This is a genomic window from Pseudomonas svalbardensis, from assembly GCF_030053115.1.
Taxonomy (GTDB): domain Bacteria; phylum Pseudomonadota; class Gammaproteobacteria; order Pseudomonadales; family Pseudomonadaceae; genus Aquipseudomonas; species Aquipseudomonas svalbardensis.
In genome coordinates this window covers 1-14,774 of the sequence record NZ_CP125619.1, presented here as the reverse complement: position 1 = coordinate 14,774, position 14,774 = coordinate 1, and the positions used below count along the sequence as shown (strand labels likewise).

The 14,774-nt window shown below is 58.4% G+C and carries 13 protein-coding genes; 6 read left to right on the top strand and 7 right to left on the bottom strand.

What is annotated here, in order from left to right:
• Positions 1-18: 18 nt before the first annotated feature.
• Positions 19-1,392: a Trk system potassium transporter TrkA gene (gene trkA, locus QFX16_RS00065; protein ID WP_283182341.1), complete on the top strand. Its 1,374-nt coding sequence runs from the start codon at positions 19-21 to the stop codon at positions 1,390-1,392.
• Between the two features lie 177 nt (positions 1,393-1,569).
• On the top strand, positions 1,570-1,884 hold the full coding sequence (locus QFX16_RS00060) for a tetratricopeptide repeat protein (RefSeq protein WP_056738491.1): 315 nt from the start codon (positions 1,570-1,572) through the stop codon (positions 1,882-1,884).
• On the opposite strand, the gene QFX16_RS00055 is transcribed toward QFX16_RS00060, so the two are convergent.
• From QFX16_RS00055 to tag, 3 genes are all read right to left on the bottom strand, one after another.
• Complete coding sequence (locus QFX16_RS00055; protein ID WP_046056616.1) at positions 1,885-2,124, bottom strand: PilZ domain-containing protein; 240 nt, start codon at positions 2,122-2,124, stop codon at positions 1,885-1,887.
• 72 nt (positions 2,125-2,196) lie between these two features.
• The gene (locus tag QFX16_RS00050; RefSeq protein ID WP_283182340.1) at positions 2,197-3,084 is read right to left on the bottom strand and encodes a lysophospholipid acyltransferase; all 888 of its coding nucleotides are present in this window, start codon (positions 3,082-3,084) and stop codon (positions 2,197-2,199) included.
• 40 nt (positions 3,085-3,124) lie between these two features.
• Positions 3,125-3,682, bottom strand: a complete 558-nt coding sequence (gene tag, locus QFX16_RS00045) for a DNA-3-methyladenine glycosylase I (protein WP_283182339.1) — start codon at positions 3,680-3,682, stop codon at positions 3,125-3,127.
• Between the two features lie 81 nt (positions 3,683-3,763).
• On the opposite strand from tag, the gene glyQ reads away from it, so the two are divergent.
• The 4 genes from glyQ to QFX16_RS00025 all read left to right on the top strand — a co-directional run bounded on the left by glyQ (position 3,764) and on the right by QFX16_RS00025 (position 8,174).
• Positions 3,764-4,717, top strand: a complete 954-nt coding sequence (glyQ, locus tag QFX16_RS00040) for a glycine--tRNA ligase subunit alpha (RefSeq protein WP_008155694.1) — start codon at positions 3,764-3,766, stop codon at positions 4,715-4,717.
• Positions 4,714-6,768 carry a glycine--tRNA ligase subunit beta gene (gene glyS, locus QFX16_RS00035; protein ID WP_283182338.1) on the top strand — a complete coding sequence of 685 codons (2,055 nt, stop codon included), beginning with the start codon at positions 4,714-4,716 and terminating at the stop codon, positions 6,766-6,768. The genes glyQ and glyS overlap by 4 nt, the downstream gene beginning before the upstream one ends.
• 4 nt (positions 6,769-6,772) lie before the next feature.
• Positions 6,773-7,312 (top strand): D-glycero-beta-D-manno-heptose 1,7-bisphosphate 7-phosphatase, encoded by a 540-nt coding sequence (gene gmhB, locus QFX16_RS00030; RefSeq protein WP_165353315.1) that lies wholly within the window; start codon positions 6,773-6,775, stop codon positions 7,310-7,312.
• An 82-nt stretch (positions 7,313-7,394) separates the two neighbouring features.
• Entirely contained in the window at positions 7,395-8,174 is a 780-nt protein-coding gene (locus tag QFX16_RS00025; protein WP_283182337.1) for a lysophospholipid acyltransferase family protein, read from the top strand.
• A gap of 289 nt (positions 8,175-8,463) precedes the next feature.
• On the opposite strand, the gene gyrB is transcribed toward QFX16_RS00025, so the two are convergent.
• The 4 genes from gyrB to dnaA are packed head-to-tail and all read right to left on the bottom strand — an operon-like array spanning position 8,464 to position 14,674.
• A complete protein-coding gene (gene gyrB, locus QFX16_RS00020) occupies positions 8,464-10,881 on the bottom strand; it encodes a DNA topoisomerase (ATP-hydrolyzing) subunit B (protein WP_074872220.1) in 2,418 nt (805 codons plus the stop codon).
• Between the two features lie 5 nt (positions 10,882-10,886).
• Positions 10,887-11,990: a DNA replication/repair protein RecF gene (recF, locus tag QFX16_RS00015; RefSeq protein ID WP_056738504.1), complete on the bottom strand. Its 1,104-nt coding sequence runs from the start codon at positions 11,988-11,990 to the stop codon at positions 10,887-10,889.
• 20 nt (positions 11,991-12,010) lie between these two features.
• Entirely contained in the window at positions 12,011-13,114 is a 1,104-nt protein-coding gene (gene dnaN / locus QFX16_RS00010; protein WP_008155702.1) for a DNA polymerase III subunit beta, read from the bottom strand.
• Between the two features lie 39 nt (positions 13,115-13,153).
• Positions 13,154-14,674 (bottom strand): chromosomal replication initiator protein DnaA, encoded by a 1,521-nt coding sequence (gene dnaA, locus QFX16_RS00005; protein ID WP_283182336.1) that lies wholly within the window; start codon positions 14,672-14,674, stop codon positions 13,154-13,156.
• Between the last annotated feature and the right edge of the window lie 100 nt (positions 14,675-14,774).

Genomic DNA, 14,774 nt, shown 5'->3' with positions numbered 1-14,774 from the left:
TTTTAAGGGAGTGACTGGATGAAAATCATCATCCTCGGCGCAGGGCAGGTCGGCGGTTCGCTGGCAGAACACTTGGCCAGCGAGGCCAACGACATCACCGTGGTCGACACCGACGGCGAACGCCTGCGCGACCTCGGTGATCGGCTGGACATCCGCACCGTGCAAGGCCGCGGTTCACTGCCGACAGTGCTGCGTCAGGCCGGCGCGGACGACGCCGACATGCTGGTGGCGGTGACCAACAGCGACGAAACCAACATGGTGGCCTGCCAAGTCGCCCACACCCTGTTTCACACGCCGACCAAAATCGCCCGGGTTCGCGAAGCCGCCTACCTGACTCGCTCCGAGTTGTTCGACAATGACGCGATTCCGGTGGACGTGCTGATCAGCCCGGAGCAAGTGGTCACCAATTACATCAAGCGCCTGATCCAGCATCCGGGCGCCTTGCAGGTGATCGACTTCGCCGAAGGCAAAGCCCAATTGGTGGCGGTCAAGGCGTACTACGGCGGCCCGCTGGTGGGTCAGCAACTGCGTCAGTTGCGTGAACACATGCCGAATGTCGAAACCCGTGTGGCGGCGATTTTTCGTCGTGATCGGCCGATCCTGCCGCAGGGCGATACGGTGATCGAGGCAGACGACGAAGTCTTTTTCATCGCCGCCAAGGCGAATATTCGCGCCGTGATGAGCGAAATGCGCCGCCTCGATGAGAGCTACAAACGCATCGTCATCGCCGGCGGCGGGCAGATCGGTGAGCGTTTGGCCGAGGCTATCGAAAGCCGTTACCAAGTGAAGATCATCGAGATGAACCCGGCGCGCTGCCGTCATCTCTCGGACACCCTCGACAGCACCGTGGTCCTGCAAGGCAGCGCTTCAGATCGGGATCTGCTGCTGGAAGAGAACATCGCCGACGCCGACCTTTTCCTGGCCCTGACCAACGACGACGAAGCCAACATCATGTCGTCGCTGCTGGCCAAGCGCCTGGGCGCGAAGAAGGTGATGACCATCATCAACAACCCGGCCTATGTCGACCTGATCCAGGGCGGCGACATCGACATCGCCATCAGCCCGCAATTGGCGACCATCGGCACCTTGCTGGCCCACGTGCGTCGCGGCGATATCGTCAGCGTGCACTCATTGCGCCGGGGCGCGGCGGAAGCCATCGAGGCGATTGCCCATGGCGATGAAAAGTCGAGTAAGGTCATCGGCAAGTGCATTGAGAACATTGGCCTGCCGCCGGGCACCACCATCGGCGCAATCATCCGTGACGAAGAGGTGATCATTGCCCACGACGATACCGTGATCGCGGCGGGCGACCATGTGATTCTGTTCCTTGTGGATAAGAAGCATATTCGGGATGTGGAAAAGTTGTTCCATGTGGGACTTAGCTTCTTCTGATCCGGGATTTGCGGTGGCGGGACGGGCCTCTTCGCGAGCAGGCTCGCTCCCACAATGGATTTTTGCCGTACACAAAATCTGTGTTCACTGAAGATCAACTGTGGGAGCGAGCCTGCTCGCGAAGGCGATCTCACGAAAACAGATCCCTCCCTGAGACACCCGAATAAGGAATTCACCATGATCGAATCCCTGGAAAAAATGCTCGCCAAGGGTGTGGATAACTCATTGCTGCGCTTTGGGCTGGGCAAGGGTTATCTGGACCTTGGGGAAAACGCCAAGGCCGCTGAGCATTTCCAGCGTTGCGTCGAATTTGATCCGAAGTATTCAGCGGCCTGGAAGCTATTGGGCAAGGCCCATCTGGGGCTTAAGGATTTCGCATCCGCACGTCAGGCGTGGGAACAGGGTCTGGAAGCCGCTCGCGCCCATGGCGACAAGCAGGCCGAAAAGGAAATGACCGTGTTTCTGAAGAAGCTTGAGCGTCAGGCTCACTGATCAGAGGTATCGCAGGCCAATGCCCTCGGCATCCACCAGCACCACCTCCATGCGCACCCGCGGCGCGCCTGTGGGTAAGTCCTGCACCTGACCGTATACCACCGCGCCCTTGGGCAATGTCGACAGGCCCGGATGCTTGACGTAGACGCCTGTCGTCGACAGGTTACGCGTCTGGCCCAGGCATTCGCCGAAGCTGTGGTGACTGATCTTGATGCGAAACGATTTGCGGTGTTCGGACATCTTCTGCGCCCTTTATTGAACGGTTGTGGATAACCCTGGCCTCAAGGTTATCCACAGATCATGCCAATCAACTCAATACCAGCGTTCTTCACCCGGCGGACGCTTCTTGAAGCGCTTCATGCTCCACATGTACTGGCTCGGATACGCCCGCACATAGCGCTCGACCACTTGGCTCATGGCTGCGCAGGACGTCTCGGTATCGGTGCTGTACATGGCTTCTGGCGCGGCTTCGAGGATCACTTTGTAACCCGAACCGTCCGGCAGACGTAGCGCATGCAGAAACACGCCGACCGCTTTGCCGCCGGCGAGCATGTTCGGTACGAATTTGCTGGTCAGGGCCTGAGTGGCGAAGAACGGCACGAAAATCCCGGCGGATTCGGACGGTTCCGGGTCAGCGGGAATGCCCACTGCACCACCTTTGCGCACTTCCTTGATGACGCTGAGGATACCTTCCTTGGTGGAAGCGGCCACGCGGTTGCCCAGTTGCACCCGTTGCTTGCGCAGCAAATCGTCCACCGCTTTCAACTTGGGCGGGCGATAGAAAATGATCGGTTTGCACTGGTTGCAATAGAAGTGGTTCAACACTTCCCAGTTGCCCAGGTGACTGGTGATGCCGACGACCCCTTTGCCGGAGGCGAGGGCGTCCTTTAATACGTCGAGACCTTCGACTTCACGCACCAGATCAATGGAGCGCTGAGCCGGCCAGATCCAGGCGCAGGCACTTTCGGTCAGCGACTTGCCAATGTCTTTCAGGCTCTGGCCTACCAGCCGCTCACGCTCGACCGGGTCCATGTCCGGGAAACACTTGGCGAGGTTGATCCGCACCACATCGCGGGAACGGTTGGGGGTTTTCCACATGAACCAGCCGATGGCCGAGCCCACTGCCTGCACTGCCCGCCACGGGAGTAGGGCAAACAGCCGCAGAGCGCCTACCAACAAGGCGCCTTTAAACTTATCCACAGGTCACTCCTGATCTTGTGCTGTGCGCGAGGCGGCTATTCTAACCGCCGTTCGCCAGCGCCGCGTAGCGATCGCAATCCTGGGTGTGATCCATGACCATGCCCGAGGCCTGCATCAGCGCGTAACAAATAGTCGGGCCGACGAACGTGAAGCCGGCCTTTTTCAGGCTTTTGCTCATCTCCACGGCGGTCGGCGTCACGGCCGGCACTTCGCTGCGGTCCTTGAAATGGTTGATCACAGGCTTGCCGTCGACGAAGGACCAGAGAAACGCCACCGGATCCTCCAGCGCCAGCCAGGCCTGAGCATTGCGCCGGGCCGCATTGAGTTTGAGGCGATTGCGAATAATGCCCGGATCGAGCATCAATTCATCGATTTCGGCGTCGCTCATCTGCGCCACCCGTTGTACGTCGAAGCCGAACAGCACCTCGCGATATCGCTCACGTTTACGCAGCACGGTGATCCAGGAAAGGCCGGCCTGGAACCCTTCGAGCAAAAGCAACTCGAACAAACCCTGCGCATCGCGTAGCGGCGTGCCCCACTCCTGATCGTGATAAGCCATGTACAGCGGATCTTCGGAACACCAAAAGCAGCGTGGCATAAGGCTCCAGGGGGCGTGCGCTGGACCGAATCGGGTATACTCCCGCTCTTTAAATCGCAGCCCAAGAAACAGGTGAATTTCGTGAGCCAGCCTACGCCAGCCGTGCGTACCTTCCAAGACTTGATCCTCGCCCTCCAGCAATACTGGGCCGAGCAAGGTTGTGTGGTACTTCAGCCCTACGATATGGAAGTAGGCGCCGGGACTTTCCACACTGCCACGTTTCTGCGCGCCATTGGCCCGGAAACCTGGAACGCCGCTTATGTGCAGCCCAGTCGTCGCCCGACTGACGGCCGCTACGGCGAAAACCCGAACCGTCTGCAGCACTACTACCAGTTCCAGGTCGTGCTGAAGCCGAACCCGGACAACTTTCAGGAACTGTACCTGGGCTCCCTCAAGCATGTCGGCCTGGACCCGCTGGTCCACGACATTCGCTTCGTTGAAGACAACTGGGAATCGCCAACACTGGGCGCCTGGGGCCTCGGCTGGGAAGTCTGGCTCAACGGCATGGAAGTAACGCAGTTCACCTACTTCCAGCAAGCGGGCGGCATCGAGTGCTACCCGGTGACCGGCGAGATCACTTACGGTCTTGAGCGCCTGGCCATGTACCTGCAAGGGGTGGACTCGGTCTACGACCTGGTCTGGGCGGACGGCCCGATGGGCAAAGTGACCTACGGCGACGTGTTCCACCAGAACGAAGTGGAGCAGTCGACCTACAACTTCGAACACGCCAACGTCGAGAAGCTGTTCGAACTGTTCGACTTCTACGAAAGCGAAGCCAAGCGCCTGATCGAACTCGACCAGCCGCTGCCGTTGCCGAGCTACGAAATGGTGTTGAAGGCCTCCCACACCTTCAATCTGCTGGATGCGCGCCGGGCAATCTCGGTGACCGCGCGTCAGCAATACATTCTGCGAGTGCGCACCCTGGCGCGTTCCGTTGCGCAAGCCTATCTGCTGGCTCGCGCCAAGCTGGGCTTCCCGATGGCGACTCCAGACCTGCGTGATGAAGTACTGGCCAAGCTGGAGGCTGCACAATGAGTGCTCAAGATTTTCTGGTTGAACTGGGCACCGAAGAACTGCCACCCAAAGCCCTGAACACCCTGGCCGACGCGTTCCTGGCCGGTATCGACAAGGGCCTGCAAGCCGCTGGCCTGAACTACGAGACCAAAACCGTCTACGCCGCGCCACGTCGTCTGGCTGTGCTGATCACCGATCTGGCGACTCAGCAGCCGGATCGCAGCATCAACCTCGATGGCCCGCCACGTCAGGCCGCGTTCGATGCCGAAGGCAACCCGACTCAAGCAGCTTTGGGTTTTGCCAAGAAGTGCGGCGTCGACCTGAGCGAAATCGATCAGAGCGGCCCAAAACTGCGTTACAGCCAAAGCATCGCCGGCAAACCGACCGCGAGCCTGCTGCCGACCATCGTCGAAGATTCCCTGAACGACCTGCCAATTCCCAAGCGCATGCGCTGGGGTGCTCGCAAGGAAGAATTCGTTCGTCCGACCCAGTGGCTGGTGATGCTGCTCGGTGACCAGGTCATCGATTGCACCATCCTCGCCCAGAAGTCCGGCCGCGATTCCCGTGGTCACCGCTTCCATCACCCGGAAAGCGTGCGCATCACCTCGCCGGCCAACTACCTGACCGACCTGCGTGCTGCTTACGTACTCGCCGACGCAAACGAGCGTCGCGAACTGATCAGCAAGCGCGTCGAAGAGCTGGCGACGATGCAGGAAGGGACGGCGATCGTGCCGCCAGCGCTGCTCGACGAAGTGACCGCGCTGGTTGAATGGCCGGTGCCGCTGGTGTGCTCGTTCGAAGAGCGTTTCCTCGACGTGCCGCAAGAAGCCCTGATCACCACCATGCAGGACAACCAGAAGTACTTCTGCCTGCTGGATGCCGACGGCAAGTTGCTGCCACGTTTCATCACCGTGGCCAACATCGAAAGCAAAGACCCGCAACAGATCATCGCCGGTAACGAGAAAGTGGTTCGCCCACGCCTGACCGACGCCGAGTTCTTCTTCAAGCAAGACAAGAAGCAGAAACTCGAAGACTTCAACCTGCGCCTGCAGAACGTGGTGTTCCAGGAAAAACTCGGCAGCGTTTATGACAAGGCCGAGCGCGTTTCCAAACTCGCTGCGTTCATCGCCCAACGCATTGGCGGTAACGCCGCATGGGCTTCCCGTGCAGGCCTGCTGTCCAAGTGCGACCTGGCGACCGAGATGGTCGGTGAGTTCCCGGAGATGCAAGGTGTCGCCGGTTACTACTACGCCCTCAACGACGGCGAGCCGGAAGAAGTCGCTCTGGCGCTGAACGAGCAGTACATGCCGCGCGGTGCCGGCGCTGAACTGCCGACCACCCTGACCGGTGCGGCCGTGGCCATCGCTGACAAGCTTGACACGTTGGTGGGCATTTTCGGTATCGGCATGCTGCCAACCGGTAGCAAAGACCCGTACGCCTTGCGCCGTGCAGCGCTGGGTGTGTTGCGCATCCTGATCGACAAGAAGCTCGACCTCGACTTGAACGATGCCGTGGCGTTTGCCGTGAATGCGTTCGGTACCAAGGTCAAGGTTGCCGGCCTCAACGATTCGGTGCTGGAGTTCATCTTCGACCGTCTGCGTGCCCGTTACGAAGACGAAGGGGTTGATGTCGGGACTTACCTGTCGGTGCGTGCTCTGAAGCCGGGTTCGGCGCTGGACTTCGATCAGCGCGTACAAGCGGTAGAAGCCTTCCGTAAATTGCCGGAAGCCGCTGCCCTGGCCGCGGTGAACAAGCGCGTTTCGAACTTGCTGAGCAAGGTCGAAGGCTCTGTTCCTTCGGTCGTGGAAGCCAAGTACTTCGACAACGCCAACGAGTTCTCCCTGTACTCGGCGATCCAGCAAGCTGACCAGGCTGTCCAGCCGATGGCGGCGGCGCGTCAGTACAGCGAATCGCTGGCACGTCTGGCTGCCTTGCGCGAGCCGGTGGATGCGTTCTTCGAAGCCGTGATGGTCAACGCTGAAGATGCCAAGGTCCGCGCCAACCGTTATGCGTTGCTGTCGCGCCTGCGTGGGCTGTTCCTCGGCGTCGCCGACATTTCGCTGCTGGGCTGAGGGGCTGCTGTTGAAACTGCTGATTCTCGATCGGGACGGGGTGATCAATTACGACTCCGACGCTTACATCAAGTCGGTGGAGGAGTGGATTCCGCTCCCTGGTTCGATCGAAGCCATCGCGCAGTTGAGCAAGGCCGGCTGGACGGTGGCGGTCGCTACCAACCAGTCGGGCATCGCTCGCGGCTATTACGACATCGCCACCCTGGACGCCATGCACGAGCGCTTGCGCGAGCGGGTGGCGGAGCAGGGCGGTGAAGTCGGGCTGATCGTCTATTGCCCGCACGGGCCGGACGATGGCTGCGATTGCCGCAAACCAAAACCCGGGATGTTGAAAACCATCGCCGCACATTACAACGTATCGCTGACCAATCTTTGGTTCGTCGGCGATACCCTTGGTGACCTGGAGGCCGCCAAAGCCGTCGATTCTCAGCCAGTTTTGGTAAAGACCGGGAAAGGCGAAAAGACTTTGGGCAAGACCCTACCGGTAGGCACCTTGATTTTTGACGATCTGGCGGCGATTGCCGCAGAACTTATCCACAATTAGAGTGCTTCTGATATTCCTGGCCAAGGATTGATCGGGAGTGCGCTTGAATAGGCGGGCAGTGCCCGCAACGGTAAATGTCGCCATGTCGATACTGCAGGCCATCAGAACCTTCCTCTTTTACCTGCTGCTGGGCACCAGTTCCTTGCTCTGGTGCAGCCTGAGCTTTTTTATCGCGCCTTTTCTGCCGTTCAAGGCGCGCTATCGCTTCATCAATGTGTACTGGTGCCGCTGCGCCTTGTGGCTGAGCAAAGTCTTTCTCGGTATCAGCTACGAAGTGAAGGGGGCCGAGAACGTTCCAGACCAGCCCTGTGTGATTCAGTCGAACCACCAGAGCACGTGGGAGACGTTCTTTCTATCGGCTTACTTCGAGCCGTTGAGCCAAGTGCTCAAGCGTTCACTGCTGTTCGTGCCGTTCTTCGGCTGGGCGATGGCCATGCTGCGACCGATCGCCATCGACCGCGACAACCCGAAAGCGGCGCTCAAGCATGTGGCGAAGAAGGGCGATGAACTGCTGAAAGACGGCGTCTGGGTCCTGATCTTTCCAGAAGGAACGCGCGTTCCTTACGGCACCATCGGAAAATTCTCTCGCGGTGGTACCGCTTTAGCCGTCAACGCCGCACTTCCCGTGCTGCCGATTGCGCACAATGCTGGCAAGTTCTGGCCGAAAACCGGTTGGGCGAAGAAGCAGGGCGTCATTACCGTGATCATCGGCGCACCGATGTATGCCGAGGGTAGCGGGCCACGAGCCATTGCTGACCTGAATGACCGGGTGCAGAGCTGGAACCAGCAGATGCAGCGGGAAATGGGTTCGATTCCAGCAGCCCCTGCGACCCCCTCGGCCAACGATCAGATGGCTGTCTGAGATTCTGTGGATAACCTGTGTACCGTTTTGTCAAAAAGTAGCGATTTATGTTTTTAACTTTATGATTTATATACATATTTCCTAAACACATAAAATTCGGGAAATGGTGCATAAGTTTTTTTCGGGCGCAAAAAAACCGGCTGATATAGCCGGTTTTTTTATGCCTGGAGTTTGTTGGGTTTCAGGCTTCGCACAAAGGGCACGCGGGGCCTGCTTTCACGGAATCGCAGAAATAAAAAAGGCCAACGCTTGAGCGTTGGCCTTTTTCGTTTGGCAGGTTCGCTCTGGATCAGAAGTCCAGGTTGGAAACCGCCAAGGCATTGCTTTCGATGAAGTCACGACGAGGCTCGACCGCATCACCCATCAGGGTGTTGAAGATCTGGTCCGCGCCAATGGCGTCTTCGATGGTCACTTTGAGCATCCGGCGCTGGCTTGGGTCCATGGTGGTTTCCCACAGCTGATCCGGGTTCATCTCACCCAGACCTTTGTATCGCTGGATGGTGTGACGCTTGGTGCTTTCGGCCATCAGCCATTCAAGGGCTTCCTTGAACTCGGTGACCGGCTTCTTGCGCTCGCCACGCTGGATATACGCGCCGTCGTCCAGCAAGGTGCTCAGTTGAGCGCCCAGAGAAACAACAGTCTTGTAATCGTTGCTGCCGAAGAAGTCGCGGTTGAAGGTGACGTAGTTCGACAAGCCGTGGGAGATCAGTTCGACCTCAGGCAGCCAGACGTTACGTTCACGGTCTTCACGCAGGCTGGCTTTGTAAACCAGGCCGGACTTCTCGACGGTGCGCAGGCGAACTTCGTACTGGGCCATCCAATCCTGCATTGCAGCGTGATCGGACAATTGCTCCAGGCTAACGGCAGGCAGGTAGATGAAGTGCTCGGTCAGCTCCTGTGGGTACAGACGCGACAGACGCTTGAGGGTCTTCATTACCAGACGGAAGTCATTCACCAGACGCTCGAGGGCGGGTCCGGAAATACCCGGGGCTTCCTCGTTCAGGTGCAGGCTCGCATCTTCCAGGGCCGACTGCGTCATGTACTCTTCCATGGCGTCGTCGTCTTTGATGTATTGCTCTTGCTTGCCTTTCTTGACCTTGTACAGCGGCGGCTGGGCGATGTAGATGTAGCCGCGCTCGATCAGCTCCGGCAACTGGCGGAAGAAGAAGGTCAGCAGCAGGGTACGGATGTGCGAACCGTCGACGTCAGCATCGGTCATGATGATGATGTTGTGGTAACGCAGCTTCGCGATGTTGTACTCATCGCGGCCAATGCCGCAGCCCAGCGCGGTGATCAAGGTGCCCACTTCTTGCGAAGAGATCATCTTGTCGAAGCGCGCCTTCTCGACGTTCAGGATCTTACCCTTGAGAGGCAGGATGGCTTGGGTCCGACGGTTGCGTCCCTGCTTGGCGGAGCCGCCAGCAGAGTCACCTTCCACGAGGTACAGTTCGGAAAGGGCAGGGTCTTTTTCCTGGCAGTCAGCCAGTTTGCCCGGCAGGCCGGCGATATCCAGCGCGCCTTTACGACGTGTCATCTCACGGGCTTTACGCGCCGCTTCACGAGCGCGAGCCGCATCGATCATCTTGCCGACGACCAGCTTGGCTTCGTTCGGGTTTTCCAGCAGGAAGTCGGAGAAGTACTTGCCCATTTCCTGTTCGACCGCGGTCTTCACTTCGGAAGAAACCAGCTTGTCTTTGGTCTGAGAGCTGAACTTCGGATCCGGCACTTTTACCGAGATGATCGCGGTCAGGCCTTCACGGGCATCGTCACCGGTGGTCGCGACTTTGTGCTTCTTCGCCAGACCTTCGGCTTCGATGTAGGTGTTCAGGTTACGCGTCAGAGCGGAACGGAAACCCACCAGGTGAGTACCGCCATCGCGCTGTGGAATGTTGTTGGTGAAGCACAACAGGTTCTCGTTGAAGCTGTCGTTCCACTGCAAGGCGATTTCCACGCCGATGCCGTCTTCGCGCTGGATGTTGAAGTGGAACACCTGGTTGACCGGGGTCTTGTTGGTGTTCAGGTACTCAACGAACGCACGCAGGCCACCCTCGTACTTGAACAGCTCTTCCTTGCCGCTGCGCTCATCCTTGAGGACGATGCCGACACCGGAGTTGAGGAAGGACAGTTCACGAATCCGCTTGGCCAGGATGTCCCAGCTGAAGTGGATGTTCTTGAACGTCAGGTCGGACGGTTTGAAGTGGATCTGGGTGCCGGTGGTTTCGCTCTCACCGACGATTTTCATCGGTTCTTTTGGAACACCGTGAATGTAGGTCTGTTCCCAGATTTTGCCGCTGCGGCGAACGGTCAAGACCAGCTCTTCGGACAGGGCGTTCACAACCGACACACCTACACCGTGCAGACCGCCAGATACTTTGTAGGAGTTGTCGTCGAATTTACCACCAGCGTGCAGCACGGTCATGATGACCTCGGCTGCCGAGACGCCTTCTTCTTTGTGCACGTCTACCGGGATGCCACGACCGTTGTCGCGAACGGTGATGGATTCGTCCGGGTGAATGATGATGCTGATGTCGTCGCAGTGGCCGGCGAGAGCTTCGTCGATCGAGTTATCGACCACTTCGAACACCATGTGGTGGAGACCGCTGCCATCGTCGGTGTCACCAATGTACATACCGGGACGTTTGCGTACGGCATCCAGGCCTTTCAGCACTTTAATGCTCGTTGAGTCGTACGTATTTTCTTCGCTCAATGCCTTCACTCCCGATGGTCGTGGGTCTGGGTGATACGGCCCTGTTCCACGTGGAACAGAGCGACTGGCGTTTCCGTCTGCCAGCCTTCCCTCAATAATTCGTGATCTACACAGGTGATAAACACCTGGCAGCGTAAGTCTTCCAGCAAGCGGCAAAGCGCGCGGCGGTGGTGCTCGTCCAGTTCGGACGGCAGGTCATCCACCAGATAAATACACTGGCCGCGTCGGGCCTGGCTGACCAAGTGCCCTTGGGCAATCCGCAATGCACAGACCACCAGCTTCTGCTGACCGCGAGACAAAATGTCCGCTGCGTTGTGTGCGCCCAATCTAAGACGCAAATCAGCACGCTGTGGTCCGGCCTGAGTATGACCCATTTGCTGATCCCGCTGAAGGGACCCGGCGAGCACTGCACTCAGCTCGCGGTCTTTGTCCCAACCTCGGTAATAGCTGAGCGTTAAGCCCTCGAGCTCAACCAGTTCGCTCAAGGTCTGTTCAAAGACTGGTTTCAAGGCTTTGATATAAGCGCGGCGGTATTCATCAATTTCAGCGCTGGCCTGGCACAGTTCCCTGTCCCAAACCGCTTGCGAAACGGCGTCAAGTGTACCATGCCGCAGCCAAGAGTTTCTCTGGCGCAGGGCCTTCTGCAAGCGCTGCCAGGTGGACATGAATCGTGGTTCCACGTGGAACACGCCCCAGTCTAGAAACTGCCGGCGAATCTTCGGTGCGCCTTCCAGCAATCGGAAACTGTCAGGGTTGATCAACTGCAGCGGCAGAATTTCCGCTAGCTGCGCCGCGCTACGAGCGTTCTGCCCGTCGATGCGAATCTGGAACTCGCCTTGACGGTCGCGGGAGATCCCCAAGGCGCTGTGCCCACCCTCAGCCATCTCCACCTGACCAAACACCGTACAGGCGAGCTGCTCGTACTGGATGACCGGTAACAGGCGGGTGCTACGAAACGAACGGGCAAGCCCCAGCAGATGAATGGCTTCCAGAACACTGGTTTTGCCGCTGCCGTTGGCGCCGTAAAGAATGTTGATTCGGGGGGAGGGGGAGAAGGTCACCGGGTGCAGATTGCGCACCGCGGTGACCGAGACGCGACTTAAGGACATCTAGCTTCTGCTGAGCATGATTACAGACGCATCGGCATGACAACGTAGGCCGAGTCGTCGTTGTCAGACTCTTGCACCAACGCACTGCTGTTGGAGTCGGACAGGATCAGACGAACCTGCTCAGTCGTCATGACGCCCAACACGTCCAGTAGGTAGCTGACGTTGAAGCCGATTTCCAGATTGCCGCCGTTGTACTCGACGCCCACTTCTTCTTCCGCTTCTTCCTGTTCAGGGTTGTTCGCCTGGATCTTCAGCTGACCGTTGGCCAGTTGCAGACGGATGCCGCGGTACTTCTCGTTGGACAGAATCGCGGTACGGCTGAAGGCTTCACGCAGGGCCTGACGATCGCCGAGGACCAGCTTGTCGCCACCTTTCGGCAGAACACGCTCGTAGTCCGGGAATTTACCGTCGACCAGTTTCGAGGTGAAGGTGAACTCGCCAGTGGTCGCACGAATGTGGTGCTGACCCAGTACGATACTGACGATACCGTCCGGTTCAGTCAGCAGGCGCGCCAGTTCAAGGATACCTTTACGTGGCACGATCACCTGATGGCGATCCGGCTGACCGATATCGGCCTTCATCGAGCACATGGCCAGACGGTGACCGTCGGTGGCCACGGCGCGGATGATGCCTTCGGAAACTTCCAACAGCATGCCGTTGAGGTAGTAACGCACGTCCTGCTGGGCCATGGCGAAGCTGGTGCGTTCGATCAAACGGCGCAATTTGCTTTGCTCAAGGCTGCACGTCAACGAGCCTGGGCCTTCTTCCACAGTCGGGAAGTCATTGGCCGGCAGGGTCGACAGGGTGAAGCGGCTACGGCCGGCCTTCACCACGAGCTTCTGCTCGTCGACCTTGATGTCGATCAGCGCATCGTTCGGCAAGCTTTTGCAGATATCCATCAGCTTGCGCGCAGGCACAGTGATGGAACCTGGATCCGCAGGCTCTTCGAGTTGTACACGACCGACCAGCTCGACTTCCAGGTCGGTACCGGTCAGCGACAGTTGCTGGCCTTCGACAACCAGCAGCACGTTGGAGAGCACCGGCAAGGTCTGTCGGCGCTCGACGACGCCTGCGACCAGTTGCAGGGGTTTCAACAGGGCTTCGCGTTGAATGGTGAAATGCATGGTCTAGTCCCTTGCCTTAATAAGCTGCGCTGGTGTTCATCAAGTGGTCAGTGTACGCAGCAGGTTCTTGTAGTCCTCGCGGATGTCCGCGTCGGATTCCTTAAGTTCGTTGATCTTGCGACAGGCGTGCAAAACAGTCGTGTGGTCCCGGCCGCCAAACACGTCACCGATTTCCGGCAAGCTGTGGTTGGTCAGTTCTTTGGACAACGCCATGGCGACCTGACGCGGACGAGCTACCGAACGCGAACGACGTTTGGACAACAAGTCGGAGATCTTGATCTTGTAGTACTCGGCGACAGTGCGCTGAATGTTATCCACAGAGACCAGTTTGTCTTGCAGTGCCAACAGATCTTTCAGGGATTCGCGAATCAACTCGATGGTGATATCGCGGCCCATGAAGTGCGAGTGGGCGATCACGCGTTTGAGCGCGCCTTCCAGCTCACGGACATTGGAACGAATACGCTGGGCAATGAAGAACGCCGCGTCATGGGGCAGATCGACTTTGGCCTGATCGGCCTTTTTCATCAGGATCGCCACGCGTGTTTCCAGCTCCGGCGGCTCGACGGCTACCGTCAGGCCCCAGCCGAAGCGGGATTTGAGGCGTTCTTCAAGACCTTCGATTTCTTTCGGGTAGCGGTCACTGGTGAGAATGACCTGCTGGCCACCTTCAAGCAGAGCGTTGAAGGTGTGGAAAAACTCTTCTTGGGAACGTTCCTTGCGGGCGAAGAACTGAATGTCGTCGATCAGCAACGCATCCACCGAACGGTAGAAGCGCTTGAACTCGTTGATGGCGTTCAGCTGCAGGGCCTTGACCATATCGGCCACGAACCGCTCGGAATGCAGGTACACAACCTTGGCATTCGGATTCTTCTTTAATAGGTGGTTACCTACCGCGTGCATCAAGTGGGTTTTACCCAAGCCGACGCCACCATAAAGGAAGAGCGGGTTGTAACCGTGCTTGGGATTGTCCGCCACTTGCCAGGCCGCAGCCCGGGCCAGTTGGTTGGACTTGCCCTCGACGAAGTTTTCGAAGGTGAAGGTGCGGTTCAGGTAGCTGGTGTGCTTGAGCGCGCCTTCGACCTGCACCGTACGCTGTTCGGCGCGAATCGGAGCTTGTTGCGAACTGGCCCCGGCCATCGGGTCGAAGCTGTCGCGCGATGGCTCTTCATTAACCTCGGCAACTTTTTGCGTTGCACGCTTGGTCGGAGCGGCTACCTGGGCTGACGCCGGGGCGCTGACAGGTATTTGAGCGGCCTGCGCATGTGAAGCAGCGGCGGCCAACGGAGCATTCGGGGCGGCACGCGGTGCCGAACTGCGTTTGCTGCCTATTAATAAGGACAGCGCTGGCGCCATGCCATTGCCATGCTCATCCAGCAGTTCAAGGACGCGGCCCAGGTACTTTTCGTTGACCCAGTCGAGAACAAAACGATTTGGTGCGTAGACACGCAACTCGTCGCCTTCGGCTTCGACCTGTAGTGGACGGATCCAAGTGTTGAATTGTTGGGCAGGCAGCTCATCGCGCAAAAGCTCCACGCACTGCTGCCAAAGTTCCACTGACACGGATATCCCCTAAGTTGAAAGCCGGTGAGGCAAAAACAAGCGGCCATTGTAGCCGACCAGGCCCCGACTTATCCACATGAAGGTTGTTCACCATCCATGA

Excerpts from the sequence above, each read along its gene's own strand:
- QFX16_RS00055 (WP_046056616.1), bottom strand. The coding sequence starts at position 2,124 with ATGTCCGAACACCGCAAATCGTTTCGCATCAAGATCAGTCACCACAGC.
- tag (WP_283182339.1), bottom strand. The coding sequence starts at position 3,682 with ATGCCACGCTGCTTTTGGTGTTCCGAAGATCCGCTGTACATGGCTTAT.
- trkA (WP_283182341.1), top strand. The coding sequence starts at position 19 with ATGAAAATCATCATCCTCGGCGCAGGGCAGGTCGGCGGTTCGCTGGCA.
- QFX16_RS00025 (WP_283182337.1), top strand. The coding sequence starts at position 7,395 with ATGTCGATACTGCAGGCCATCAGAACCTTCCTCTTTTACCTGCTGCTG.
- QFX16_RS00060 (WP_056738491.1), top strand. The coding sequence starts at position 1,570 with ATGATCGAATCCCTGGAAAAAATGCTCGCCAAGGGTGTGGATAACTCA.
- recF (WP_056738504.1), bottom strand. The coding sequence starts at position 11,990 with ATGTCCTTAAGTCGCGTCTCGGTCACCGCGGTGCGCAATCTGCACCCG.
- glyS (WP_283182338.1), top strand. The coding sequence starts at position 4,714 with ATGAGTGCTCAAGATTTTCTGGTTGAACTGGGCACCGAAGAACTGCCA.
- dnaN (WP_008155702.1), bottom strand. The coding sequence starts at position 13,114 with ATGCATTTCACCATTCAACGCGAAGCCCTGTTGAAACCCCTGCAACTG.